We start from the raw sequence: 23,082 nt of genomic DNA on the forward strand, positions 1-23,082 counted from the left end.
TGTGCCGATTTGCCGAAAACATCATGATACCAATTCGTGACACCCTTCGCTCAAAAAATTTCCCCCTGGTTACCACGGGCATCATCATTCTGAATATCGTCGTTTTTTTGGTACAGATCGGTCAGGGTCCGAAGCTCGATGATTTCATATCAGCCCACGGTCTTGTTCCCGTCGGTTTCTCCCTTTCACCCGCCTTCGGGGGGCAGGCTCTTACCCTGATTACATATATGTTTCTCCATGGCGGGTTCTGGCATCTGGCGGGAAACATGTGGTTTCTTTACATCTTTGGAGACAACGTGGAAGATACCCTGGGATCGGGTCTATACCTTCTTTTCTTTCTGGCCTGCGGCGTTTTTTCGGGTCTCGTGCATCTTGTTCTCAATATGTCTTCCCCGGTGCCGACCATCGGTGCCAGCGGTGCCGTCGCCGGCGTCATGGGCGCCTATTTCATCCGCTATCCCCGGTCACGAATTCTGACCCTGATTCCGATTTTCTTCATTCCCTTTTTTGTGGAGGTGCCGGCGGCCCTTTTCCTGGGCGTATGGTTTCTCTTTCAATTCCTGAGCGCGGCCCTGTTACATTCGGCGGCCTCGGGCATTGCCTGGTGGGCCCATGTCGGAGGGTTCATAGCGGGGATCGTAGTGTTCAGGGGCCTGATGGCCGTCCCGGCGAGGGGATGTGCCGGTCCTCTCCGCCGCGTGACGCGGAAGCGACAAAGTCCCCGTATACATATGGCGCGGGACTATGGTTCTGAAGGGAATAATTTTTATGGAACCATTACGATTACGTCCGAGGAATCTCTCCGGGGGACGCGCAAAATAATCAGTGTGCCCCGCGGCGTCGGAAAACGCCTTTTTTCCGTTGTCATTCCGCCCGGCATACGGCACGGTCAGGTGGTACGCCTGGCTGGTCTCGGCGGGAAGACCGGAAGTGGTGAAAGCGGAGACGGATACTTGACGATCAAGGTAGATGATGCCCCGTGACGGGCAACGCGCCCCTCCCTGAAAAACCCGTCATGACTGTATCAGCGTCCAGAGTCCGACGGCGATGAAAGCTCCGCCTGCCAGCCTCATCATCAGTTTTTCATTGATGTGCTGGGAAAGCATCATTCCCACAACGACAGCAAGGGCTGTTGCGGTAACAAGGGCCAGGACGGCGCCGCAGAATACGATGAGTTTGCTGTTGCCGGCGCAGGAGGCGTAGAGCATGGTGGCGATCTGGGTTTTATCGGCGATTTCAGCCAGAAAAATGGTGATAAAAACGGTAGCAAAGAGTTTCAAGGCCTCTCCCTCGTTAGTTCTACGATGAAACGCGGTCTGCTATATCCGGTCGCACTCTATGATTCCATCAAGCTCGGCTCCGCACCGGGTACAGGCTGCTCCATCAAGATTGTCCACGTTGACCCGATATCCGAAACGGTCTATGAGCAGATATCCGCAGGCCGCGCAGTACGTCTTTTCTCCCGAGTCGCCGGGAAGATTGCCGGCGTACACGTATTTCAAACCTTCTTCCATGCCGATTTCCCGTGCTCTCAAAATGGTTTTCGCCGGCGTGGCTTCGATGTCGTTCATACGGTAGCGCGGATGATACCGGCTGATATGCCAGGGGATTTCAGGTCCCAGGGACCGGATGAATCGCGCCATGCTCCGCAGTTCATCGGTGGTGTCGTTGAGCGATGGAATAATCAGCGTCGTTACTTCAATCCAGATGTTGCGCTTCCGCAAGCCTCGCAGGGTATCCAGGACCGGTTCCAATCGGGCACCGCACTGAGTCCGGTAAAAATCATCACTGAAGGCCTTGAGATCAACGTTCGCCCCATCGAGAACGGGGGCAATCGTCTCAAGGGCCTCCCCGGAAAGGTAGCCGTTGGTGACGAAGACATTCATGAGTCCCTTCCGCCGGGCCAGGCGGGCTACGTCAAGAGCGAACTCAAAAAAGATCGTGGGCTCGGTATAGGTGTAGGCGATGGTTCGGGAACCGCTCCGAACGGCCCGTCTGACGACCTCTTCCGGTGATATCTCATGGCCGGAGATGACCTGTCTCTCCCGGGGATCCTGGGATATATCGTGGTTCTGGCAGAAGAGACACCGAAAATTGCATCCCGTCGTGGCTATGGAATAGGACCGTGAGCCTGGGCAGAGGTGAAAAAAAGGTTTTTTTTCAATGGGATCCACGTTTTCAGCCACGACGCGTCCGTACACGAGGGAATAAAGGGTCCCGTCCCGGTTTTCCCGTACGCCGCAGACTCCTCGTGAGCCGCTCCCCACAGTACACCGGTGGGCGCAGAGATTGCAGCGCACCCGATTATGCTGCAGCCGATCGTAGAGGAGCGCCTCTTTCACAGGAGACCTCCTCTCGTTTTGCAGGCCGTTCCTGCGACGCGGCCGCTCTCTCTCAGGGTTGCCGGGGGTTTCACGCCAATGGGTTCCTGCAGGGTTCTGTGGGTGTAGATTACGGGAAACGAAAGGGCAGCGAATGAACCGAAGGGATTCTTCATCATGGGAACCCGGCTTTCAACGGTTTCTGCGTGGGGATACCACCGGAGAGGGAAAAAAATGACGCTTCCCCAATCCACGGGGACGTTTGAAAGGATGCCGCGGGCCATGCGCATGGTTTCAAAAATTCCGAACGAGTTGACCGCCTTGCCGGGAATTCCTGAAACTCTGAGGCGATGCGCGGAAAGTGAGGTACGGTTGAAGAGTCCCAGGCAGACTCTGCCGTTGCTGACCCTCACGGCCTCACTCAATGCCCGGTACGGATCCCGGGTCGATTCGAGAGAAGCGATCATGGTGACCACGTCAAATTCGTTGTCTGAAAAGGGGAGGTCTTCTAAAGCACCAAGATGAAGAGACGCTTTTCCTTCCATCCTTCTGCGGGCGGCGTCCAGAACGGGACGGGATGTCTCCATGCCGGTCACCTGGAACCCCCTTGCTCTGAAGAAGGCGAGCGCGTGTCCCGTCTTGCAACCGACGTCGAGCAGACGCTCCCCTCCCTGGGGATTGAGGAGGGCCGTGAGGAGCTGGTAGATTCTTTTGTGAACGTATCGTCCCTCGGGTGAGGACTGCCATGCTTCATAGGAGGAGATGGCATCAACAGCATCGTTCATAGGAACTATCCCTTTTTCAGCAAAACCTCAGCCGCCGATGGATGACATGGATCTCACGCACTTTTTCCGGGAGACCCGATGGTAAAAGACGGTGTGCTCACAGGGTTTTTTGTCGATGACGCTCTGTATCAGTCTGTCAAGGTGGGTATCGGTACAGCCCAGCCGGAGGGACGCCTTGAGGTCTGCTTCAGGATCGTCGGTCAGAAGGCAGGCCCGAAGGTGTCCATCGGCAGTCAAACGCAACCTGTTGCAGGAACTGCAGAACTGATGGGATATGGCACTGATGAATCCAATCTCCCCCAGTCCGTTTCCCAGGGAGAAGATCCGGGCCGGTCCCCTGTCCCGAACGGTACTTAAGTCCAGCGGTTTGAGGGGGTGCAGACGGCTGATCTCCTCCATGATTCTATCGTTGGAAAGGTAGCGGACATCATTTGTCACGGTGTCGCCTACAGGCATGTATTCGATGAACCGTACCTGATAAGGATAGTCTTCGGCAAGCCTGACAAATTCCGGAATTTCATCGTCATTGAACCCTTCGATGCCCACCACGTTGATCTTGATGGGGGAGAATCCCGTTTCACGTGCTTTTTCAAGCCCCCTCAAAACCTTGTTCAGATCGCCGCCCCTCGTGATGTCCCTGTATTTCCCCGGTACCAGCGAATCGAGACTTACGTTGATCCGCTTGATGCCCGCTTCGAAGATGGGTTCTGCAAATTGTTCCAGGAGGATTCCATTGGTAGTGAGAGTGATGTCCCGGAGTTCTTCGATGCTTCGCAATGCCGACAGAAACTCGACCACGCCGCTCCGCACCAAGGGTTCTCCACCGGTTACACGCACCTTGGTGATGCCCTTTCCGACGGCGATTCTGACGATTCTGAGAATCTCCTCATAGCGTAGAATATCGTTGTGTCCCACGTGGGATACACCCTCTTTGGGCATGCAGTAGACGCACCGCAGGTTGCAGCGATCAGTAATTGATACACGAAGATAATTGATTTCTCTGTGAAAGGAGTCGATCATCACCGCCATCCCGTTTCCCGTGTTTCTCGTAGCAGAAAAAAGAATGTACCATAATGGCGAACCTATGGCAATGAACGGCGCTCCGGGACTCAGGCGCCGAACTTTGTCAGGCGGCCCGCGTGGGCAAGGGCGACGCCCATGAGATGTACCATGGGCATTCGTGACAGACCTCCAGCGGCGCAGTCACGTTCGCCGAAGCGGGTGACACGATCCGGCCGTGCCAGGGGCGATGCCACGAGTACGGGCACGGGGTGCCAGCTGTGGGCGGCCATGGCGGCGGGCGTGGAGTGATCTCCTGTCACCACGAGTACGTGGGGTTGCAGCTCCAGGATCAACGGTAGAAGGCGGTCCGTCGCCTCTATAACCGCTGTCTTCCCGTCGTAATCACCGTCTTCACCACAGGAGTCGGTCTGTTTTATGTGAATGAAAAAGAAGTCATACCTGGGGTATTGTTCGGCCAAAGCCGCCATTTGTCCTTCCAGGGAGCCTGTGAGGGGGTGAATGTCCATCCCCAGAAGCCGGGAAATTCCCCGATACATGGGATACTCGGCAATCGCCAGGGACTTCAGGCGGAATCGTTCCTGAAGGGTCCTGATTTTTTCATAGCGGGCAAATCCTCGCAGGAGAATCATGTTCGCCTGTTCCTCATCGGCAAGAATCTCCCCGGCCTGCTCCAGGAGGTTTCCCACGAGGTCCGCCGTTTCTTTCGCCTCCGGATTCAGGGGCTGCGGCGTCAGTGGTTTTCTCCCTGTCTTTTGAGGGTCAGTGTCACTGATTCTTGCGGAAAGGCCCTTGCCGCGCAGCACCAGGAGAGCGCGATGTTCTTTCTCGGGTTCCAGAAACACTTCAATGCCCCCGCCCAGGTTGATTTCCTCCGTCAGCTTTTCGCAGATGCGCCGGTTTGTTGTCGTGTCGATGCGGCCCGCTCGCCGGTCCGACACGCGGCCGTCGCCGTCGATGGTGGCGAAGTTCACCCGGGCGAACAGGTCATCTTCAGACATGGGGAAATCGATACCTGCCGCTGAGAGAAGCCCCCGTCCCACGTTCGTTTTAATCGGGTCATAGCCGAAGAGCGCGAAATGGGCGGGGCCGCTGCCTGGTGTGATACCGAAACCGACGGGATCGAGAAGCCCGCAGACGGAATGAGCCGCCAGTCCGTCCAGATGCGGGGTGCGGGCGGCTTCAAGCTCCGTCAATCCTTCCGGCTCACGGGGAAGGCCCCCCAGGCCGTCCATGATCAGAAAAACGATTTTTGTGTCATTTTCAACGACAAGGCGGTCTATCAACTCAGGATCCATGTTGTATCTCTCTCGTCTTGCGGTTTGACACCCGTGCGCCATGAGGCGGATGTGTATCGTTACAGTGCCGGGATGCCGATGCTGAAGGCATGCATATGGTGAGACATCGTATGTCCGTCAGTGATGCCGGAGGGCGTCGGCTGATCGGGTCAGGAAGCGCCGTCTTCCTGATCGATCCTTTCGACAAACTCGATTTCCCGGGGCACCTTGTATGATGCAAGATAGTGCCGGCAATGCCTCATGATCTCCTTCGCATCCGCAGTGATTCCCTTTTCGAGAACCACCAGCGCTTTTATTATTTCCCCCCGCATCAGGTCCTCCTTACCTACTACCACGCATTTCCGAATGGCCTTGTGCATGGTGAGAATCGTTTCTACTTCCTTCGGGTAGACATTGAAACCACTGGTGATGATCATGCGTTTTTTCCGTCCCACGAGGAAAATGTCTCCGTCCTCGTCTATCCACGCCAAGTCGCCCGTATGAAGCCATCCGTTCCTGAGGACCTCCGCCGTCCGCTCCGGTTCCTTGTAATATTCCTTCATGACATTCGGCCCCCTGATGACCAGTTCGCCCGTCTCACCCGCAGGCAATTCACGATCGTCATCGTCAAAGATCTTTGCTGTCACTCCGCCGATGGCGACACCTATGGAGCCGGGTTTCTGTTTGCGCTCAGGCAGGCTGAAGGAGCAGACCGGCGAGGCCTCCGTCAGGCCGTACCCCTCCATGAGTTTTACCTTGAATTTTTCTTCGAAGACGGGAATCCATTCGACGGGCATGGCAGATCCTCCGGTAATGCACAGCCTGAGTGAGTCGACGTTGTACCGGTCGGCGCCCTCATGAAGCATCATACCGAGGAAAAGACGGGGAACCGCCGACAGGTACGTGACAGAACCGGTTTCGATAGCCCGGAAAATTGAATCCAGGTTGAACTGGTTCATCATAATCATAGTGGCGCCCATGTTGAGGGCGCAGAGCATGTTCGCCGTTGCGCCGAAGGTATGGTACAGGGGAATCAGCGCCAGGCTTCGGTCCTTTTCGTTTCCCTGGCACAGATTCCGTATCAGGCACGACTGGGCGTAAAGATTGCCGTGAGTCAACACCGCTCCCAGAGCCTTGCCCGTCAGGCCCGCCGTATAGACGATAACGGCGGGGTCTTCCGCAGTCAGTTCAGGATTGTCCACGGCAGGACCGTCCTGTTCCATGATATCTTCAAGGGAAAGATCTCCCTCGTCTCCTTCCGTGACGATTAGGTGCCGGCAGAGTGTCCTTTCGTGTCGGATCTCTTCAAAGCGATTCGCCGATGTGGAGGAAGTTATGAGGGCCTTCGCGTCGCTGTTGTCGAGATAATAGTTGAGTTCGTACGATGTCGAGGCCGTATTGAGCGTGACGACGACGCCGCCGATCTTGAGTATGGCAAAGTATGAAATAACGAATTCCGGCACATTGGGAAGCATGAGAGCGACAGAATCGCCCTTTCCGAGGCCGAGCCCTTTCAGGGCCCGCGCCACGGAATCGACGGCCGTTATGAACTCCCCGTAGGTTATCTCCCTGTCCCCGCAGACGATTGCCAGGCTGTCCGCGAACGTTCGTGATGAACAATCAATCATGGTGCAGAGTGTCGCGTTATGCATTCCCGTTACCCCCCGAAGTCGAATATTTACTCATACCATGGTACGGTCGTCACGGCAACCGGGATACGTGCGTGTTTGACTTTTAGCCATCCTTTCGCTACATTGAGTCACTTTGTTTGTAACTGTCGAAAGAAAGGTAACTATTTGATATCATGGCGGTAATCATTGACGGGAAAAGTGTTGCGGAGCAGGTGAGAAAAGAAATTCGGGAGAAGACGCTTCGCTTGAGTGCGGAGCGGGCCATTCAGCCCGGACTGGCTGTGGTTCTTCTGGGAGACGATCCGGCCTCCGGGATTTATGTGCGGGGTAAGAAGGCGGCCTGCGAGCAGGCGGGTTTTCTGTCCAGGGAACTCTTGTTTCCCGGCCACATGGAAGAACGGGAACTGCTCTCCGTTATCAGTGAATTGAACCATGATGATCGCATCCACGGAATCCTGGTCCAGCTCCCCCTGCCGAAGCACCTCGACCCGGACCGGATCGTCGAATCCATCAAGCCCGAAAAGGATGTTGACGGGTTTAATCCCTGGAACGTGGGCAAACTCTTTTCGGGAACGGCATATCACATGTCCTGTACACCCCTGGGAATTATTGAACTCCTCGATCGCTACGGTATCGCCATCGAGGGACGGGAGGCGGTTATTGTCGGCAGAAGCGCCATCGTTGGCAAGCCCCTGGCACTCATGCTCCTGGCACGGCACGCGACGGTCACAATCTGCCACACGCGGACCCGTAACCTGGCCGACGTGACCCGCCGGGCGGACATCCTTGTGGCGGCAGCGGGACAGCCGGAAATAATCCAGGGTGACATGGTGAAAAATGGCGCCGTTGTCATCGATGTGGGCATCAACCGCTCACCTGACGGGAAACTGCTCGGAGACGTGGCCTTCGACGAAGTAGAGCCGCTGGCTTCGCACATAACCCCCGTGCCGGGTGGTGTCGGTCCCATGACCATAGCGATGCTGATGGTTAACACCTTCAATGCCGCGAGCCGTTCCTGACGGCACCCATGCTCCTTCACGGTATGTCGTGATCCCTCTATAAATGTTGCTGTCACTGCATGGACGGCGGTCATAATAATCTGTTTCAGATTGACCTTCTGCCGGAAGTCTGATAAGGAAGGCTCCCTCGGCATTGGCGCGTTAATGTGCAATGGGCCGGGTCATGTCGGGTACCGGATGTACAATGCTCCTGTCCGCGGGACAGAGAAAGGACGGCCGGTGGCGGGACGTAAAAACCGACCGGTGAGCGGGATGGATACAGCGTGAAGGATTCCCTCTCCATATGCCTGCTGACCTATCGCGGCAATCCAACCAGCGGTGGACAAGGTGTCTATATCAGGTATCTCGGCAGAGCCTTGCGGGATCTGGGGCACCGGGTGACGGTGATCTCGGGGCCGCCCTATCCCGAGCTGGATGACGGAGTGATTCTTGAGAAGCTTCCCGGGCTTGACCTGTACAACCCGGATCATCTCTTCAAACCGGAAAAACCGTCGGATCTCCTGGTTCCGATAAACCAGCTCGAGTTCCTCATAATGTCCCTCGGCGGCTTTCCGGAGCCTTTGACTTTCGGGTGGCGTGTATTTCATTATTTCAGAATTAAAAAGCCCCGCTTCGATGTGGTTCACGACAACCAGTGTCTCTCCTACGGGATTCTCGGTCTTCCTCTGCTCGGCTACCCGACATTGGCAACGATTCATCACCCCATCACCGTGGATCGCGACATGGAACTGCGGGCGGCCTTCTCACGGTTCAAAAAATTCAAGATCAGGCGATGGTATTCCTTCCTGAAGATGCAGAAGCGGGTGGCCCGCAGGCTCGAACCTATCATAACCGTGTCCGAATGTTCAAAATGGGATATAAGCCGGGATTTTCGTGCCGCTTCGGGACGATTTCGCGTGGTTCCCAACGGTATCAACACGGATTTTTTCTATCCCCTGCCGAAGATCCGCCGTGCCGGCAACAGCATCCTTGTCACCAACAGCGCTGATACGCCCCTGAAGGGTTTGCGGTACCTTCTGGAGGCCCTGGCCTCGATCAGGAAACACCGAAAGGTGAAACTGACCGTGGTGGGAAAGCCGAAAAAGAATGGAACCATCGAACGAATGGTGCAGGACCTGTCACTTTGTGATTGCGTTACCTTCACGGGCAGAATAAAATACGAAGAATTTGCCGGTTATTACGCGAAGGCGACCATGGCCGTCATACCGTCCCTGTACGAAGGATTCGGTATGCCCGCCGGTGAAGCCATGGCATGTGGCGTTCCCATCATAAGCACCACAGGCGGCGCGCTTCCCGAAGTCGTGGGGGATGCGGGCATACTGGTACCGCCGGGGGACTCCGCCGCCCTCGAGAGGGCCATCGTTGATCTTCTCGACAATCCCGGCAAGCGCAGGAAGCTCGGGAAAGCAGGTCTTCAAAGAGTTCGGGATTCCTTTACCTGGCGACACGCTGCCTTGAAAACAACAGACATCTACCGGGAAGCGATCGATGCTCACGGCTGACCTGTCCAGGCTGCGCATGTCGCCGGGAACGGTCATTCTTGACGCAGGGTGCGGTGCCGGCCGTCATGCGTGCGAGGCCTGGCGGCTCCGGGGCATTAATGTCGTTGCCGTGGACATGAATGCTGATGATGTGTGGAGAACGACCTATACACTCAAGGCCATGGACGATGAAACGGAGGAGCGGCGGGACACCTTCTGGGGAACATCCGTGACGGATATTACCGCACTGCCCTTCAGGGACGCCTTCTTCGATGTGGTCATCTGTTCCGAAGTTCTCGAACATGTACCGGACAGTGAAAAAGCCGTCAGGGAAATGGTCCGGGTATTGAAGCCGGGGAAGGATATGGTGGTCAGCGTGCCTCGCTATCTTCCCGAACGGATATGCTGGGCACTTTCCGATGAGTACCATCATGAACCGGGTGGTCACATACGCATTTTTAAAAACAATGAATTGCTCGGTCTGCTGAGCCGTGCGGGCCTTCGATGTCGGCGCAGGGAATACCGCCATGCCCTCCATTCTCCTTATTGGTGGCTGAAGTGTTTCGTGGGTCACAGACGCGAAGATTCCACTTCAGTCAACCTGTACAGGAAATTTCTCGAGTGGGATATCATGGAGCGTCCCGTGGCCGCCAGAATACTGGACAGGCTCCTGAACCCTCTTATGGCCAAGAGCATTGTCTACTACCTCACGAAGGGTTGACCCATGGAAGCTATTCTGTCCAGAAAAGCTCAAAAACCCGTCATCGACATCGATCTCATGGCGTCCTTCATTGCCGGACTACAGAAAGAGTCCGGAGAGATCCCCTGGTCTGAAGGGGGCAAGACCGATCCCTGGGATCACGTGGAAAGCGCCATGGGTCTCGCCGCGGCCGGTTGTCTGGAAGAAGCGGAGCGGGCCTACAGGTGGCTCGAGGCCACACAGCTCGATGACGGCAGTTGGTGGGCCTCCTGGCGCGGTGGAGTTCCCGAAGACATGACGAAGGACAGTAACATGTCCTCCTATATCGCCGTGGGACTCTATCAGTATCACCTTATAACAGACGATGACGATCTGCCGCGCCGTCTCTGGCCGACCCTTCAAGGGGGGATAGATTTCGCCCTCAGCCTGCAGGCTCCCACGGGGCAGATTTACTGGGCGAAAAACAAGGAGGGCGTTACGGATCCCATGGCTCTTCTGACGGGTTGCAGCTCGATTTACATGAGCCTCAAATGTGCCATCGCTCTGGCTGAGATGCTGGGAAAGCAGGAGCCACGGTGGAAAACAGCCCTCGTGACTCTGGGTGACGCTATACGCACCAGGCCCAATCTCTTCAACATGATGAAATCACGCTTTTCCATGGACTGGTATTACCCGGTTCTCTGCGGAGCCCTTACGGGCAGGGACGCCCACAGAAGGATCGACAGATACTGGCACAAGTTTGTGGTTCCTGAATGGGGGGTACGGTGTGTCTCCGATCGTCCCTGGGCTACCATGGCGGAAACGGCGGAATGCGCTTTGGCACTTGCCGCCATAGGCAACTTCGAGCAGGCCAGGACGGTTTTGCGCTGGATTGAAAACAAAAAGTATGACGACGGATCCTACTGGATGGGCGTGACCTTTCCCGACGCTGTTATCTGGCCTGAAGAACGAACATCCTGGACGAGCGCCGCCATCATTCTCGCCTGGGACGCCCTGAAGGAGTTGACACCGGCGGCCCGGCTCTTCAGCCATCGGTTCTGGGAGACGCGGACGGGCGACGCTCGAAGACGTCGGCGGTCCGGTACTGAAAAAACCATGAAAAAAAGAATCGTCTCCGACCGGACAGATCTGACCGGGAAAGAGGCGGGGAGTTGCGGGCTGTGAAGCGGGATCACCGTCCCTACTACGTCAAGCAGCTCGACCTCGCCTTTCAGCGGTGGTATGCCCGACGGTTTCTCCGTCCCCAGTTCGACTATCTGGGTGAAGGGTTCACCTTTCTGAAACCGTGGTATGTCCATGTTTTCCAGGGACCTATATCATTGGGAGACCATGCCGACGTCATCGCTACCTCCGACTTTCGGGTCCGGCTGACGGTGTGGCCCGAGGAGGAGGGGAGCGGCGAAGGAATCCGCATAGGCAGGCACGTCCTCATCTCGCCGGGAGTCCGCATAAGTTCCGCCAACGGTATCACCATCGGTGACAACTGCATGTTTGCCTCCAGCGTCTATGTCACCGACTCGGACTGGCACGGAATCTATGACCGGACGTCGCCGCTGAGACAGAGTGAGCCCGTACGGATCGGCGACAATGTGTGGATCGGTGACAGTGCCATTGTCTGCAAGGGTGTTACCATCGGCGACAACAGCGTTGTCGGTGCCGGCTCCGTCGTTACCGGTGACATTCCCGCCAATGTGGTTGCCGCCGGGAATCCGGCCCGCGTTGTCCGGGACATCGATCCTGAACGACCGATGATTACACGGGCTCACTGGTTCGCCGATCCTCAAGCGCTCAGGGAGGGGTTCGACGCCATAGATCGGGAAAAACTGCGGGACAACACCCTGATTCATTGGGCCAGGTCTCTTCTTTTCCCGCGAAAAGGTGATTAGGTGCACATGCACCGGTGATGCCATGAAGGTTGCCATAATCGCTCCCCCCTATCCCCTGGAAGAAGCCCCTTCGCCACCCCTGGGCGTCACCTACGTGGCGGCCGCTTTTGAAGCGGCAGGTGCGGACGTCAGGATATTCGATTACATCGTTTCACAATACAGCCGGGAAAAACTCGGACGGCAGCTGGAAGAGTTCAATCCCCGCGTGGTTGGAGCCACGTCGGTTACCATGAACTTTCATGTCGCGGCGGGGATCATACGGGACGTGAAAGAGATTGAACCGTCGATCATGACCATCATGGGCGGTCCCCATGTTTCTTTCGACGCGGTTAACACTCTTGAACGCTATCCCGAAGTTGACCTGATCGTCATAGGCGAGGGAGAGTCCACTATAGCGAACCTGATGAGGGTCATTGAGGACGGAGAAGACCTCTCGTCAGTGAAGGGTATCGCCTTCCGACGCGGCGGCGATATCGTAGTGACCGAGCCCAGGGAACTGATTCAGAACCTCGATTCCCTCCCTCTGCCGGCACGGCACCTGCTGCCGATTTCCCGCTACCAGGCGCTTGGATTCCCCGTCAGTATCATTACCAGTCGGGGATGTCCGAACTCCTGCATATTCTGCCTGGGACGACGCATGGTGGGTAAGCGCGTGCGCAACCGGAACGCGCTGTCCGTGGCGGATGAGATCGAGACCATCCTGGGGTTGGGTTTTTCACGTATTAACGTTGCCGATGATCTGTTCACGGCGGACGCCGTCAAGGTCCATGCTGTCTGTGAAGAGATTTTCAGTCGCGGGCTACGGTTTTCTTGGAGCGCCTTTTCACGAGTCAACACGATTACCCGGGAAATGCTTTCGATCATGCGGAAGGCAGGTTGTGACGCGATCAGTTTCGGTATCGAATCGGGAAACAAAGACATGCTGAAACGGATTCGCAAGGGGATAACCCTGGAGCAGGCCCGTGAGGCGGTTCAGATATGCAAGGATGAGGGTGTGCTCGCCCACGCGTCCTTCATGGTGGGCCTTCCCGGAGAGACGCCGGAGACCCTGGAGGAAACGAAGCGATTTGCCGAAAGCCTCGATATTTTTTATGGGTACCATTTTTTTGCCCCCTTCCCGGGGACAACCGTACGGGACCGACTTGCTATGTATGACATTGAAATCCTCACCGACGACTGGAGCCGCTATGACGCGAACAGTGCTATTGTTCGAACGTCGGCACTGACAGCCGATGATATGAACCGTTTTGTAAAAGATTTCGAGACCAGGTTGATGGGGCGGATGAACGATGCAATCCGCCGCTATCGTGAGGGGATCGCAACGGAAGAAGAACGCTCGGGTATCGAGGGCAGGCTGCGAACGGAAATAATGTATCGCATACTGTCGGAAGATCTGGTTGAGCGGTACGGCACCATCGGTCCCGATGATTCCGGAAGCGGCGGGAACAGCGCCACGGGGCATCTCTGCGGGGGAATAACCGCGGCTACGGGCTGTGACGCCGGCCTCGTTTACAGAACGGTGGAAAGCCTCGTCGGCCAGGGCCATCTCGTTGCCGGTGAGTCGGAACGGGGGCGTGTCTGGAACTGGTCCACCCGTGTCGGTACCTGCTCATCCGAGCATTGAAAGAAAGAGCCCTGCAGCCGCTAAAGTCCCTATCACGCCCGCGACGTTGGGTCCCATGGCCTGCATAAGGATGAAATTGCCCTTGTCTTCGTTTCGCGCGACAATCTGAGCCACACGGGCGGCCATGGGTACGGCCGACACGCCGGCAGCCCCGATGAGGGGATTTAACTTGTTCGTCAGGAAGAGGTTCATAATCTTGGCCATGACGATGCCTGCCGCCGTACTGAAAGAGAAGGCAACCATGCCGAGGGCGAATATGAACAGGGACTCGGGTCTTAAAAAGACCGCCGCCGGCATGGTGGCTCCGATGCACAGTCCCAGGAATATGGTAACGATGTTTATCAACTCGTTTTGAGCCGTCGAAGAGAGACGTTCGACCACACCGGATTCCTTGAACAGGTTGCCCACCATAAACATGCCGACCAGTGGCGTAGCGGCGGGAATCAGGAGGCAGATAATCAAGGTCGCTACCAGAGGAAATCCGATTGCCTCGAGCTTGCTCACGTGACGCAGGCTCTTCATCCTGATCCGGCGCTCCGCCCGGGTGGTCAACAGCTTCATGATGGGCGGCTGAATAATGGGGACAAGGGCCATGTAGGAGTAGGCGGCCACTGCCGTGGCGCCCAGAAGATGGGGCGCGAGCTTTGAAGTAAGGAATATGGTCGTTGGTCCGTCCGCCCCCCCGATGATCCCGATAGAAGCCGCTTCAGGCAGGGAAAACCCCAGCATGAGGGCTCCGAAGAAGGTTATGTACACGCCGAATTGAGCCGCCGCGCCGAGAAGCAGTGTTTTCGGATTGGCCAGAACGGGACGAAAATCCGTCATGGCGCCGATACCCATGAAGATGATCGGTGGAATCAGGTCGAAACGGTCAATGGCGTAGGTATAAGGAACCCAGAGAAGGCCGCCTTCATCCATGAGACCCGACAGGGGAAGGTTCACGATAAACATTCCGAAACCGATGGGGACCAGCAACAGGGGTTCATAGTTTTTTCTGATTGCGAGGAAGATGAACAACAGGGCTATTGCCCACATTATAATGTTGCCGAGCGTCAGGTTCATGAATCCCGTGTTAAGAATGATTTCGCGAAATATGCCTGAATCCATCGGAATCTTGTAACCCTCCCTAATCGCTTTTGATCGTCAGAGCGTTGATCAGGCTGTTGACGATCCTGGAAAAGAGAACTACTCCCGACAGCAGTATGATAAGCGTCAGGAATACTCCGCCGAATCCTATGATAAAAATTTCGAATGCCCGTGCCCAGTCAATCATTGCATCCCTCCGATGTTTTCAATGATATTCATGTATGCCCGCGCTTTCCAAGGCTCTCGCAAAAAAGTCGAAACACGTCCGATTCAGGACAGATTCGAGATCTTTGAAAAACTGTCTATTTTTTCATTTCGACCGCTCCTCAACGTCATTTCAGGGCAAGGGAGAAATCTCTCAGGAGGGTGATAGTGACAAAAGATTTCTCGTCGCTCCGCTCTTCGAAATGACATAATTCTAAGGGCTCGCTTCGTAAAAAGTTTCCCCGTCCCGGCGCGCGCATCCTGACGAATGAGGTATATCTCGAAGTACGCCGCGGTGACGGAGAATACAGCGCAACGTAATTTCAGGACTTTTTACAATGTCATCAAGAATGAAAGCCCCTTCAATGCGAGATGATATATCTCGCATCAAGGGGTTCCAAAGAGTCGGTGGCTGCTCTTTATACCAGAGTCATGAAAAAACAAAAAGGGTTTTTTGTAAGGAGGGGTCCGTCAAGACACCCTCTCCCTCGTCCGGCTGCCGAAAAATGGGAAACGGACCGGAAGGATGCTTGATTATTCTTCGGGATGTGTGGTAAACGTTTAACTCGACTCAAATAACGGAATGAATTCAGGGGTGCCGGAACGGCTGAGAAGATACCCTTTGAACCTGACCCGGATAATGCCGGCGTAGGGAGACCATGATATCTTTTTTTCGGTGCCCGTCCGGCGTAAGGACGGGCCTTTTTGTTTGAGTCCGCGGATACAGAGGATGATGAATAAAGTCGCATTTATTATATCCGGCGGACAGATCGCGGACCCTCAAACCCTTCGCCCATGGCTGGAGAAGGAGCCCGAAGCCGTCATCATATGCGCCGACGGGGGCGCGCGATATGCCGCGGAAATCGGAATCGTTCCCGCATGTATCGTTGGGGACATGGATTCCATAGACGGAAGTCTGCTTACGTTCTTTCAGGAAAAGGGGAGTGCCATAGTACGGTACTCGCCGTCCAAGAATGAAACGGACACGGAACTGGCCCTGTCTCACGTCCTCGCGCGCCAGCCCCGGAAAGTGCTTATTTTCGGAGCGTTGGGAACGCGCATGGACCACAGTCTGGCGAACATATTCCTTCTTGCCGGCGCCGTTCCTCCCGAGGTTGACCTGCGAATCATCGATGAAAGTTGCGAGATGGCGTGCGTGACGGATCAAATGCTCCTTCGCGGCGTGGCGGGCCAGACCGTTTCGCTGCTTCCCCTCTCGTCGGTGGTTTCAGGAATCACCCTTCGGGGATTCGAGTACCCGCTGACGGAGGGTGTGATAGAAATGGGGAAATCGCTGGGAATCAGCAACCGGCTGTCCGGAACGGAAGGATTCATCGGGCTGAAAACGGGACGCCTGCTGGTTATCAAAAACAGTGTTCCGTAGCGGCGGGACCGGCACGAAGTGAAAGGGTAAATCATGTCGAAGACCATAGCGCGAGTGCTTACCATAGCGGGATCCGACTCCGGGGGAGGAGCCGGCATCCAGGCGGACATTAAAACCATAACCGCCCTGGGCGGGTTCGGCATGTCTGTCATAACCGCCCTCACGGCCCAGAATACGCTCGGCGTCCAGGGAATTTACGAGATTCCCCTTGATTTCGTGGAGCAGCAGTTTGATGCCGTAGCCTCGGATATCGGTGTCGATGCCGCAAAAACAGGTATGCTCGCCAATGCGGACGTGGTGTGCCTGGTGGCCCGGAAGGTTTCCGGGTACGGCATTACAAACCTTGTCGTCGATCCGGTCATGGTGGCCAAGGGCGGGGCCCGCCTGATCCATGACGAGGCGAAGGGGGCTCTCATCGAGGCCCTTATTCCCCTGGCGCGGGTGGTGACGCCCAATATTCCCGAGGCTGAGGTACTGACGGGTCGGGCCATTCTAACAGAAGCCGACATGGGAGATGCCGCCCGGGCAATCGCCGGCCTCGGGGCTCGAAGCGTTCTTGTCAAGGGCGGCCACAGAAAGGGGAGGGCCCTGGATGTTCTGTATGAAGGTGGAAAATTGTATGAGTTTTCAGCGGACCGTATAGAAACGAATAACACCCATGGCACGGGATGTACCCTGTCGGCCGCCATCGCCACGGGACTCGGTATGGGAATGAATGTTCACGACGCCGTGACCGGAGCAAAGGAGTATATAACCAGGGCGATCCGATTTTCGCTGTCTCTCGGTGGCGGCCATGGTCCTGTCAATCATGCGGCGGGTGTCGGAGGGAAAGCGTGCGGATGATATGCCGTGAAAGGAATGGTAAAGACAATGACACAACTTGAACAGGCGCGTGGAGGGATCATTTCGGACGAAATGGCATTCTGTGCCGGTGTGGAGGGAGTCTCCCCCGAATATATCAGGCAGGGTGTTGAACAGGGGACCATCGTGGTGGTGCGTAACAGGGTTCACGGGACCGTCGATCCCTGCGCCATTGGAAAGGGACTTCGCACCAAGATCAACGCGAATGTGGGGACGTCGCGGGATCGTGTCGACCTTGACCTGGAGGTGGAAAAGGTTGTAACCGCCGCCCGGTACGGTGCTGATGCCGTCATGGACCTTTCCACCGGCGGAGACCTGCGACGCATCCGGAAAACCATACTGGGGGCCTCTCCCGTCGTGATGGGGACGGTTCCCATATACCAGGCAGCCACGTTCATGCTGGACCGGAAGAGAGCTATCGTTGAGATGAGTGCTGACGATATGTTCAATGTCTGTGAGGAAAACGGTGCCGATGGGGTCGATTTTATCACCGTTCATTGCGGTGTCACGCGTCAGAGCGTGTCCTGTGTTGAGGAACAGGGACGCCTGCTCGGTATCGTCAGCAGGGGCGGCAGCATTCTTTCCCGGTGGATGAAATTCAACAACCGGGAAAACCCGCTGTACGAAGAGTACGATCGCCTGCTGGAAATCGTAAAGCAGTATGACATGGTGCTGAGCCTTGGCGACGGTCTCCGCCCGGGATGCCTTGCCGATGCCACCGACCGGGGCCAGATCCAGGAACTGATTCTCCTGGGAGAATTGACGAAGCGGGCACGAGATTACGGTGTCCAGGTCATAATCGAGGGACCGGGGCATGTCCCCCTCAAAGAGATCGAGACCAATGTGGCGCTTCAGAAAAGCCTTTGCGGGGAAGTACCATTCTACGTTCTGGGGCCGCTTCCCACCGATATCGTCCCAGGCTACGATCACATCACATCCGCCATCGGCGGGGCTGTCGCCGGCGCCGCGGGAGCGGATTTTCTCTGCTATGTGACGCCGGCGGAACATCTGAAGCTGCCCACCCTGGATGACGTGAGGGAAGGCGTTGTCGCGTCGAGGATCGCCGCCCATATTGCCGACATCGCCAAGGGTCTGCCGGGAGCCGTCGATCGTGACCATGCCATGGCCCGTTACCGCGGGGAGTTCGACTGGGAGGGGCAGATCCGTGTTGCCCTTGATCCCCTTCGTGCCGCCGCTCTGCTTGAAAAGAGCGGGAGTGCCGCCGATGAGGGCTGCACCATGTGCGGCGAATTCTGTGCCATCAAACTGGGCAAGGGGCGTCTGGACGCCGGACATGATGCCTGACGGCGGTGGTTCCCATGACAGAACAGGGGCAACGGGGCATGGACGACGGGATTCTCGTATTCATTGATTATTCCGGGACGCTTTGTTTCGATTCGGTGCGATTCGGCACCCCTGGAGTTCTGATGAAAGAGCTGATTTCTTCCGGCCTCCACGGACTCGGGGTCAGAGATACCGATTTTTTCTGGGAGCGGATCATACATCCTGTCTGGGCTGAAGGGAGTACCACCGGCGCAGGCTACGGGGCGCTCATGGAGAGGCAATTAAAGGAAACCCTGCCGATGCCGGTTCCGAAAGATGATCTCCGGCGGGCCGTGATGTCCTTTACCGGGCGGTACTTCGGTTCCTTTCGCGTGGATCCGAAGTGGAAAAGCTCCCTCTGTAGTCTTCGGAACAACCCGGCAACCTCCGTGGTGGTCGTTACGGACCATTACGCCGAAGCAACCAAGGCTGTTATCGAATCCTTCAGGACACTCGGCCTGGAAGCCCGGGCACTTGGAACCAGGCCCCCAAAGGGTCCTGAAGGAGCCGGCAGGACACCCTTTCTGGTGGCCAACTCAGCGGACCTGGGATGGATAAAAGCGGACCGGCGCTTCTGGGAACTGCTTCGTGCCTCGGTACCCTGTTACCGAAACTGTGCCACACTCCTGGTCGACGATTTCGGCTTCAATGAAGCGGGGGGAAGCGACTACGGGACATGGCCGCGGGTGCTGGAACGGCGGTTCCAGACGGTTGCCCTGGTTGAAGATGTTTTTGGATCACCTCCGCGGGTCGTTACGTTTTTTGCCGACCGGACGACCGGATACCGTGGAGATGGATCCGGATCCCCGGCGCTTGTCCGTTCCCTGGGAGAGGTGATTCGGGACGTTGAACGGGTTGTTTCTACAGAGTATCGGTCGATCTGTTCGTGAGCTTCCCGTATTCCCACATGCGGGCAAAGACCGTCAAACCCTGCTCGGGAAAGGTGAAGACCGGCAGCTTTCGCTCCATCATGAAATCACGGCACTGGGACATGTCATCGACTCCGCCCAAGAAGGTAAAGAACACAGGCTTTCGAGCCTTCGAGGCGACCATGTCGGCCAGGGAACGAATCATCACGGTACCGAATGCCGCGAAACCGATGAAAAGAATGCCGTCCACACCGTCATCGTCGAGGAGGGCGCCGACAATCTCCAGGGATGTTTTTTCAAAACCGTGAATCATCATGTCCGGGAAAATGTCAACGGGGTTTTTTCGTTTCGACTTCGATGAGATGACGGAGCCCAGACGGTCGATGGTTTCCGACGCGAAAGCTGTCAGGAGAAGACCCTCGTCCGAAGCCCTGTCGATTGCCATGATTGCCTGAGCTCCACTGAAGGTTACCACGGCGATCCGGTTGCCCCGGGGTACCGGGGCCCATTGAAAGCCCATGATCATGGCCAGAAGCTCGTCAATCCCGTCCGCGCGAAGAACACCCACCTGACGCAGCGCCCCGTCCAGGACGGCGTCATTCACGGCGAGGCTGCCCGTGTGGGTGGCCGTGGCTGTGCTTCCCGCTTCACTTCGTCCGCCCTTGAGGATGATGACCGGTTTCTCGAGGACGGCCTTCCGGGCCTCATCCAGAAAACGTCTTCCGTCGCGGATGTCTTCGAGATACATGCCGATGATCCGGGTCTGTTCGTCCCGGGCCAGATATTCCAAGGCGTCGCTTTCGTCGACGTCGACCTTGTTTCCCAGGCCCAGGGCCTTGGAAATCCTGTAGACGGGCCAGGTACACATGTACATGAGCAATGCTCCCACGAAAATGCCCGACTGGGCGGCAAATCCCACGGATCCCGGCATCATCATGGTTGAGTCCGCGACATAGGACGTGGTCATCCCTGTTTCCGTATTCACCAGCCCCAGTGTGTTCGGTCCGAATCCCCGCATGTTGGAATCCCGGAGTATGGTACGGACTTCCTCCTGGATGGCCTGTCCTGTTCCGTCCCCCTCAGAGAAACCCTCCGAGCTGATCACCACCCCCTTGACACCCTTCCGCGCGCAGGACTTCAATGCTTCCGGGACCGCCTCGGGGGGAATGATAATAGAGGCGATATCCACGTCGAAGGGAACCTCTTCTATCGATCGATACAGGGGTACCCCATTGAATTCGCCGCCACCGGGATTGACGCCGGCGATCCTTCCCGTGAAGCCCGTGTTCCGGAGCGTCGCTATAAGCATGGAGCCCGGTTTGAACGGGTTTTCGGAAGCGCCGAATATAGCTATGTTTTTTGATGCCAGTACCTTCGCAATGGATCGCATGGGTCGACTCCTCACAATATCAGGTGTTATGTTCCGGGGAAACCTTCCAGTGACCTTCGATACTACATTTGCAGCCCGTCGTCCAGTCAAAGGTCAATCCGGGCGGGGAATTCAGCGAATGGACTGTGTGCTGTTTCCGATTGATTTCACCCGGTCTCCGGGGTACTCTTCACCGATGACGACGGGGTGAATCGATGACTCCTCAGATTATGACGGTTCTGATCATGTCCCCCGGAGGATACAGCAACAGGGATTTCATGAAAGTCGGGATGGCCGTGACGGTTCTGTACCTGGTTGCGGTGATCCTTTTTGTCTATTGCTTCCATTTCTGACAGTACCGGTCCCTCAAGGCAAGGCAGCAAAACCTTCTTCACGGAGGAGACAGAAAAGGGCCGGAAGCGGCTGTCTGCTTCCGGCCCACTGGTATTTCCGGGACATCTCCGTCACCGGCGTTGTTTAATCGTCATCGTCGTCATAGTCGGGAGGATTCAATGACTCCTCGGGGATCTCCGACTCTATGGACCGGGTTATACCCCGGGCGAGGATCGAAGAAATCAGGAAGAGCAGGACCACCGAGATGACGATTATCAGAATTATCGTTGTCATCCAGGCCCGCGACTCCTCGTCGATTTTCGCGGCTGCCGCGAGGGCCTGTTCATTGAACTTGTCCACGTTGACCGACAGTGCCACCCACCCGAAGCCGCCCGGTTCGGGGAAGAATTGGGAATAGTAGCCGATGGGCGCGTAGGAGACTATTTTTTGATGGCCTGCGAAGGTGTACACCCTGGTTCCGGCGTTACCTGCCGCCGCGTCGCTCGCCACGAGGGGAAGTTCAGGATCGATAAAACCCATGAGGTTTATGTTGAGAATTTCTTCCCCCCGCCCGGACATCTCGTCGGCAGTCTCTTTCGTCAGAGGAGGAACGGGTGTTCCGTCCGGGTAGAGACCGACGATATGAGAGTCCACGGGATGGGCAATCATGAAATCCCTGTGATCGACCATGTAGGCATAGTTACCCGTGGTGGCATCCGCTTCAAGCACTGAACCGGTCTCCGTGGGAATGACGTTGTCGGTAAACTTTGTGAGATGTCGTGAGTCCAGGGCAAGGGTAATCAGCCCCGAAAATCCCTGCTGATCAAAGACCGGTGTGGCAATGCGTATGATTCCGTCAAATCTCCGCCCCTTTTCAAAAGAGTCCCTGTCCACGTACCATCCCGTCAAGGTTGACATGTAGACGTCCGCCTTTTGAAGAGTTTGTGCCTTGGCGAAATAATTTTCCGATTTGTAGGTGGTGTTCGCGGGATCACTGACATTTACCAGCTGGGCCTCGGGAACCACCGAGCCGTCGACTATCTTGATGAGTTCCTTTCCACTCCGGTCGATGAGAGCCATTTCACGGTACAGCGGGACGAGCGCCCTGACAACGGATCCGTCTCGCTTCACCCAAAGAGCCTGCCTGTTTGTCTGCACGAACTCCTTGTAGGTCTCAGCGGTTGTAGGAAGGATCGTGGCGACCAGCGCGTCTTTTTCAACTTGTTTCAGAAAATCGGCGACACTGTTTGCTATCGACACGGAACGGGTTTCCAGCGACTGCTGAAATTTTTCGTCGAGGGCCGAAATGGTCCCTATCTTTGACGTTTCCCCTAACTGTAGAATACTGTTGGCGATGAAAAATGCCATTAATACCAAGGGGATGACGATAAGCAGGAAGAAAAGTCTTGATACGGTGAAAAACTGCTTACCTTGTTCTTTTTTTGTCATTTCTTTTTCCCCCTACCTCGTTGTAAGTTAGCGATGTCTGTTTGGCGAAATTCCGTTTCAGCCCAAAAAGACTCTCGTGAAGGGGTTTGCGAAAAGCAGCACGAGCGCGACAACGAGTGCGTAAATGGCAACGGCCTCTGCCATGGCCATACCAACGAGCATGGTGATGAGGATTTTACCCTGGACGCCGGGATTCCTTCCGACAGCGCTACAGGCCCCGCTCGCCGCGGTACCGATACCGGACCCGGCGCCGATGGCTCCGAAACCCATGGAGATGCCTGCTCCAAGCATGGCTCCAAAGGCAAAAATAGCCTTCGTGTAAGGTGCTCCATCGGAGGGGATTATATCGCCCGCAAAGGCAAATGGCGCGGTTGCCCATAATACGAAAACAGCCGCCAATAATCCAAAGAGCAATTTCTGTGATGTGCCTTTCATTCCGGTATCTCCTTTCTCTTTACCC

General features: G+C 56.1%; 22 protein-coding genes, 2 pseudogenes and 1 riboswitch. Of the genes and pseudogenes, 13 read left to right on the plus strand and 11 right to left on the minus strand.

Annotated features, from left to right (window positions below):
* Positions 1 to 23: 23 nt before the first annotated feature.
* Complete coding sequence (locus M0Q23_06305; GenBank protein ID MCK9528247.1) at positions 24 to 983, plus strand: rhomboid family intramembrane serine protease; 960 nt, start codon at positions 24 to 26, stop codon at positions 981 to 983.
* 30 nt (positions 984 to 1,013) lie between these two features.
* Here M0Q23_06305 and M0Q23_06310 read toward each other — a convergent pair whose 3' ends face one another.
* The 6 genes from M0Q23_06310 to M0Q23_06335 form a co-directional block, all read right to left on the minus strand.
* Positions 1,014 to 1,280 (minus strand): TMEM165/GDT1 family protein, encoded by a 267-nt coding sequence (locus M0Q23_06310; GenBank protein MCK9528248.1) that lies wholly within the window; start codon positions 1,278 to 1,280, stop codon positions 1,014 to 1,016.
* Between the two features lie 39 nt (positions 1,281 to 1,319).
* Positions 1,320 to 2,342 (minus strand): AmmeMemoRadiSam system radical SAM enzyme, encoded by a 1,023-nt coding sequence (gene amrS, locus M0Q23_06315; protein MCK9528249.1) that lies wholly within the window; start codon positions 2,340 to 2,342, stop codon positions 1,320 to 1,322.
* Positions 2,339 to 3,106 carry a class I SAM-dependent methyltransferase gene (locus M0Q23_06320; GenBank protein MCK9528250.1) on the minus strand — a complete coding sequence of 256 codons (768 nt, stop codon included), beginning with the start codon at positions 3,104 to 3,106 and terminating at the stop codon, positions 2,339 to 2,341. The genes amrS and M0Q23_06320 overlap by 4 nt, the downstream gene beginning before the upstream one ends.
* Before the next feature lie 27 nt (positions 3,107 to 3,133).
* Positions 3,134 to 4,135 carry a GTP 3',8-cyclase MoaA gene (gene moaA / locus M0Q23_06325; GenBank protein ID MCK9528251.1) on the minus strand — a complete coding sequence of 334 codons (1,002 nt, stop codon included), beginning with the start codon at positions 4,133 to 4,135 and terminating at the stop codon, positions 3,134 to 3,136.
* An 80-nt stretch (positions 4,136 to 4,215) separates the two neighbouring features.
* Positions 4,216 to 5,424: a 2,3-bisphosphoglycerate-independent phosphoglycerate mutase gene (locus tag M0Q23_06330; GenBank protein ID MCK9528252.1), complete on the minus strand. Its 1,209-nt coding sequence runs from the start codon at positions 5,422 to 5,424 to the stop codon at positions 4,216 to 4,218.
* Positions 5,425 to 5,573: 149 nt separating this feature from the next.
* Positions 5,574 to 7,055, minus strand: a complete 1,482-nt coding sequence (locus M0Q23_06335; protein ID MCK9528253.1) for an AMP-binding protein — start codon at positions 7,053 to 7,055, stop codon at positions 5,574 to 5,576.
* A 152-nt stretch (positions 7,056 to 7,207) separates the two neighbouring features.
* Here M0Q23_06335 and folD point away from each other — a divergent pair, with 152 nt between their 5' ends.
* The 7 genes and pseudogenes from folD (at position 7,208) to M0Q23_06370 (ending at position 13,744) form a co-directional block, all read left to right on the plus strand.
* Positions 7,208 to 8,053: a bifunctional methylenetetrahydrofolate dehydrogenase/methenyltetrahydrofolate cyclohydrolase FolD gene (gene folD, locus M0Q23_06340; GenBank protein ID MCK9528254.1), complete on the plus strand. Its 846-nt coding sequence runs from the start codon at positions 7,208 to 7,210 to the stop codon at positions 8,051 to 8,053.
* 263 nt (positions 8,054 to 8,316) lie between these two features.
* On the plus strand, positions 8,317 to 9,555 hold the full coding sequence (locus M0Q23_06345; GenBank protein MCK9528255.1) for a glycosyltransferase family 4 protein: 1,239 nt from the start codon (positions 8,317 to 8,319) through the stop codon (positions 9,553 to 9,555).
* On the plus strand, positions 9,542 to 10,255 hold the full coding sequence (locus M0Q23_06350) for a class I SAM-dependent methyltransferase (GenBank protein ID MCK9528256.1): 714 nt from the start codon (positions 9,542 to 9,544) through the stop codon (positions 10,253 to 10,255). The genes M0Q23_06345 and M0Q23_06350 overlap by 14 nt, the downstream gene beginning before the upstream one ends.
* 3 nt (positions 10,256 to 10,258) lie before the next feature.
* Positions 10,259 to 11,398, plus strand: a complete 1,140-nt coding sequence (locus tag M0Q23_06355; GenBank protein ID MCK9528257.1) for a hypothetical protein — start codon at positions 10,259 to 10,261, stop codon at positions 11,396 to 11,398.
* A gap of 209 nt (positions 11,399 to 11,607) precedes the next feature.
* Positions 11,608 to 11,703: pseudogene (locus tag M0Q23_06360) on the plus strand (hypothetical protein).
* A 99-nt stretch (positions 11,704 to 11,802) separates the two neighbouring features.
* Positions 11,803 to 11,955 (plus strand): annotated as a pseudogene (gene lacA / locus M0Q23_06365) (galactoside O-acetyltransferase).
* Between the two features lie 187 nt (positions 11,956 to 12,142).
* Positions 12,143 to 13,744 (plus strand): B12-binding domain-containing radical SAM protein, encoded by a 1,602-nt coding sequence (locus tag M0Q23_06370; GenBank protein ID MCK9528258.1) that lies wholly within the window; start codon positions 12,143 to 12,145, stop codon positions 13,742 to 13,744.
* Here the strand turns inward: M0Q23_06370 and M0Q23_06375 are convergent.
* Positions 13,730 to 14,851 (minus strand): sodium ion-translocating decarboxylase subunit beta, encoded by a 1,122-nt coding sequence (locus M0Q23_06375; GenBank protein MCK9528259.1) that lies wholly within the window; start codon positions 14,849 to 14,851, stop codon positions 13,730 to 13,732. The two genes, M0Q23_06370 and M0Q23_06375, sit on opposite strands and share 15 nt — an antisense overlap.
* Positions 14,852 to 14,870: 19 nt before the next feature.
* Positions 14,871 to 15,017 (minus strand): hypothetical protein, encoded by a 147-nt coding sequence (locus M0Q23_06380; GenBank protein ID MCK9528260.1) that lies wholly within the window; start codon positions 15,015 to 15,017, stop codon positions 14,871 to 14,873.
* A gap of 598 nt (positions 15,018 to 15,615) precedes the next feature.
* Positions 15,616 to 15,706: riboswitch (TPP riboswitch) on the plus strand.
* Between the two features lie 61 nt (positions 15,707 to 15,767).
* Between M0Q23_06380 and M0Q23_06385 the strand changes: the two genes are divergently transcribed.
* Genes M0Q23_06385 through M0Q23_06400 form a run of 4 tightly spaced genes read left to right on the plus strand, consistent with a single transcriptional unit; the run spans position 15,768 to position 19,492 of the window.
* Complete coding sequence (locus M0Q23_06385) at positions 15,768 to 16,418, plus strand: thiamine diphosphokinase (protein MCK9528261.1); 651 nt, start codon at positions 15,768 to 15,770, stop codon at positions 16,416 to 16,418.
* Between the two features lie 33 nt (positions 16,419 to 16,451).
* Entirely contained in the window at positions 16,452 to 17,261 is an 810-nt protein-coding gene (gene thiD / locus M0Q23_06390; protein MCK9528262.1) for a bifunctional hydroxymethylpyrimidine kinase/phosphomethylpyrimidine kinase, read from the plus strand.
* A 27-nt stretch (positions 17,262 to 17,288) separates the two neighbouring features.
* Positions 17,289 to 18,584: a phosphomethylpyrimidine synthase ThiC gene (gene thiC / locus M0Q23_06395; protein MCK9528263.1), complete on the plus strand. Its 1,296-nt coding sequence runs from the start codon at positions 17,289 to 17,291 to the stop codon at positions 18,582 to 18,584.
* Positions 18,585 to 18,598: 14 nt separating this feature from the next.
* Positions 18,599 to 19,492, plus strand: a complete 894-nt coding sequence (locus M0Q23_06400; protein MCK9528264.1) for a hypothetical protein — start codon at positions 18,599 to 18,601, stop codon at positions 19,490 to 19,492.
* On the opposite strand, the gene M0Q23_06405 is transcribed toward M0Q23_06400, so the two are convergent.
* The gene (locus M0Q23_06405) at positions 19,464 to 20,861 is read right to left on the minus strand and encodes a CoA-binding protein (GenBank protein MCK9528265.1); all 1,398 of its coding nucleotides are present in this window, start codon (positions 20,859 to 20,861) and stop codon (positions 19,464 to 19,466) included. The genes M0Q23_06400 and M0Q23_06405 overlap by 29 nt on opposite strands.
* Before the next feature lie 194 nt (positions 20,862 to 21,055).
* On the opposite strand from M0Q23_06405, the gene M0Q23_06410 reads away from it, so the two are divergent.
* Complete coding sequence (locus M0Q23_06410; GenBank protein MCK9528266.1) at positions 21,056 to 21,193, plus strand: hypothetical protein; 138 nt, start codon at positions 21,056 to 21,058, stop codon at positions 21,191 to 21,193.
* Between the two features lie 124 nt (positions 21,194 to 21,317).
* Here the strand turns inward: M0Q23_06410 and M0Q23_06415 are convergent, their stop codons facing one another.
* Together M0Q23_06415 and atpE are read right to left on the minus strand one after the other, a co-directional pair.
* The gene (locus M0Q23_06415) at positions 21,318 to 22,622 is read right to left on the minus strand and encodes a cache domain-containing protein (protein MCK9528267.1); all 1,305 of its coding nucleotides are present in this window, start codon (positions 22,620 to 22,622) and stop codon (positions 21,318 to 21,320) included.
* 57 nt (positions 22,623 to 22,679) lie between these two features.
* Positions 22,680 to 23,057 carry an ATP synthase F0 subunit C gene (gene atpE / locus M0Q23_06420; protein MCK9528268.1) on the minus strand — a complete coding sequence of 126 codons (378 nt, stop codon included), beginning with the start codon at positions 23,055 to 23,057 and terminating at the stop codon, positions 22,680 to 22,682.
* Between the last annotated feature and the right edge of the window lie 25 nt (positions 23,058 to 23,082).

This window comes from Syntrophales bacterium (genome assembly GCA_023228425.1).
In the GTDB taxonomy this organism is placed as follows: Bacteria; Desulfobacterota; Syntrophia; order Syntrophales; family UBA2210; genus MLS-D.

Coding starts and splice junctions, on each gene's coding strand:
- M0Q23_06335 (MCK9528253.1), bottom strand. CDS start 7,055: ATGCATAACGCGACACTCTGCACCATGATTGATTGTTCATCACGAACG.
- M0Q23_06355 (MCK9528257.1), top strand. CDS start 10,259: ATGGAAGCTATTCTGTCCAGAAAAGCTCAAAAACCCGTCATCGACATC.
- thiD (MCK9528262.1), top strand. CDS start 16,452: ATGTCGAAGACCATAGCGCGAGTGCTTACCATAGCGGGATCCGACTCC.
- M0Q23_06415 (MCK9528267.1), bottom strand. CDS start 22,622: ATGACAAAAAAAGAACAAGGTAAGCAGTTTTTCACCGTATCAAGACTT.
- M0Q23_06410 (MCK9528266.1), top strand. CDS start 21,056: ATGACTCCTCAGATTATGACGGTTCTGATCATGTCCCCCGGAGGATAC.
- M0Q23_06405 (MCK9528265.1), bottom strand. CDS start 20,861: ATGCGATCCATTGCGAAGGTACTGGCATCAAAAAACATAGCTATATTC.
- M0Q23_06350 (MCK9528256.1), top strand. CDS start 9,542: ATGCTCACGGCTGACCTGTCCAGGCTGCGCATGTCGCCGGGAACGGTC.
- M0Q23_06370 (MCK9528258.1), top strand. CDS start 12,143: ATGAAGGTTGCCATAATCGCTCCCCCCTATCCCCTGGAAGAAGCCCCT.
- M0Q23_06305 (MCK9528247.1), top strand. CDS start 24: ATGATACCAATTCGTGACACCCTTCGCTCAAAAAATTTCCCCCTGGTT.
- M0Q23_06330 (MCK9528252.1), bottom strand. CDS start 5,424: ATGGATCCTGAGTTGATAGACCGCCTTGTCGTTGAAAATGACACAAAA.
- atpE (MCK9528268.1), bottom strand. CDS start 23,057: ATGAAAGGCACATCACAGAAATTGCTCTTTGGATTATTGGCGGCTGTT.
- M0Q23_06320 (MCK9528250.1), bottom strand. CDS start 3,106: ATGAACGATGCTGTTGATGCCATCTCCTCCTATGAAGCATGGCAGTCC.
- thiC (MCK9528263.1), top strand. CDS start 17,289: ATGACACAACTTGAACAGGCGCGTGGAGGGATCATTTCGGACGAAATG.
- M0Q23_06375 (MCK9528259.1), bottom strand. CDS start 14,851: ATGGATTCAGGCATATTTCGCGAAATCATTCTTAACACGGGATTCATG.
- moaA (MCK9528251.1), bottom strand. CDS start 4,135: ATGGCGGTGATGATCGACTCCTTTCACAGAGAAATCAATTATCTTCGT.
- folD (MCK9528254.1), top strand. CDS start 7,208: ATGGCGGTAATCATTGACGGGAAAAGTGTTGCGGAGCAGGTGAGAAAA.
- M0Q23_06380 (MCK9528260.1), bottom strand. CDS start 15,017: ATGATTGACTGGGCACGGGCATTCGAAATTTTTATCATAGGATTCGGC.
- M0Q23_06385 (MCK9528261.1), top strand. CDS start 15,768: ATGAATAAAGTCGCATTTATTATATCCGGCGGACAGATCGCGGACCCT.
- M0Q23_06400 (MCK9528264.1), top strand. CDS start 18,599: ATGACAGAACAGGGGCAACGGGGCATGGACGACGGGATTCTCGTATTC.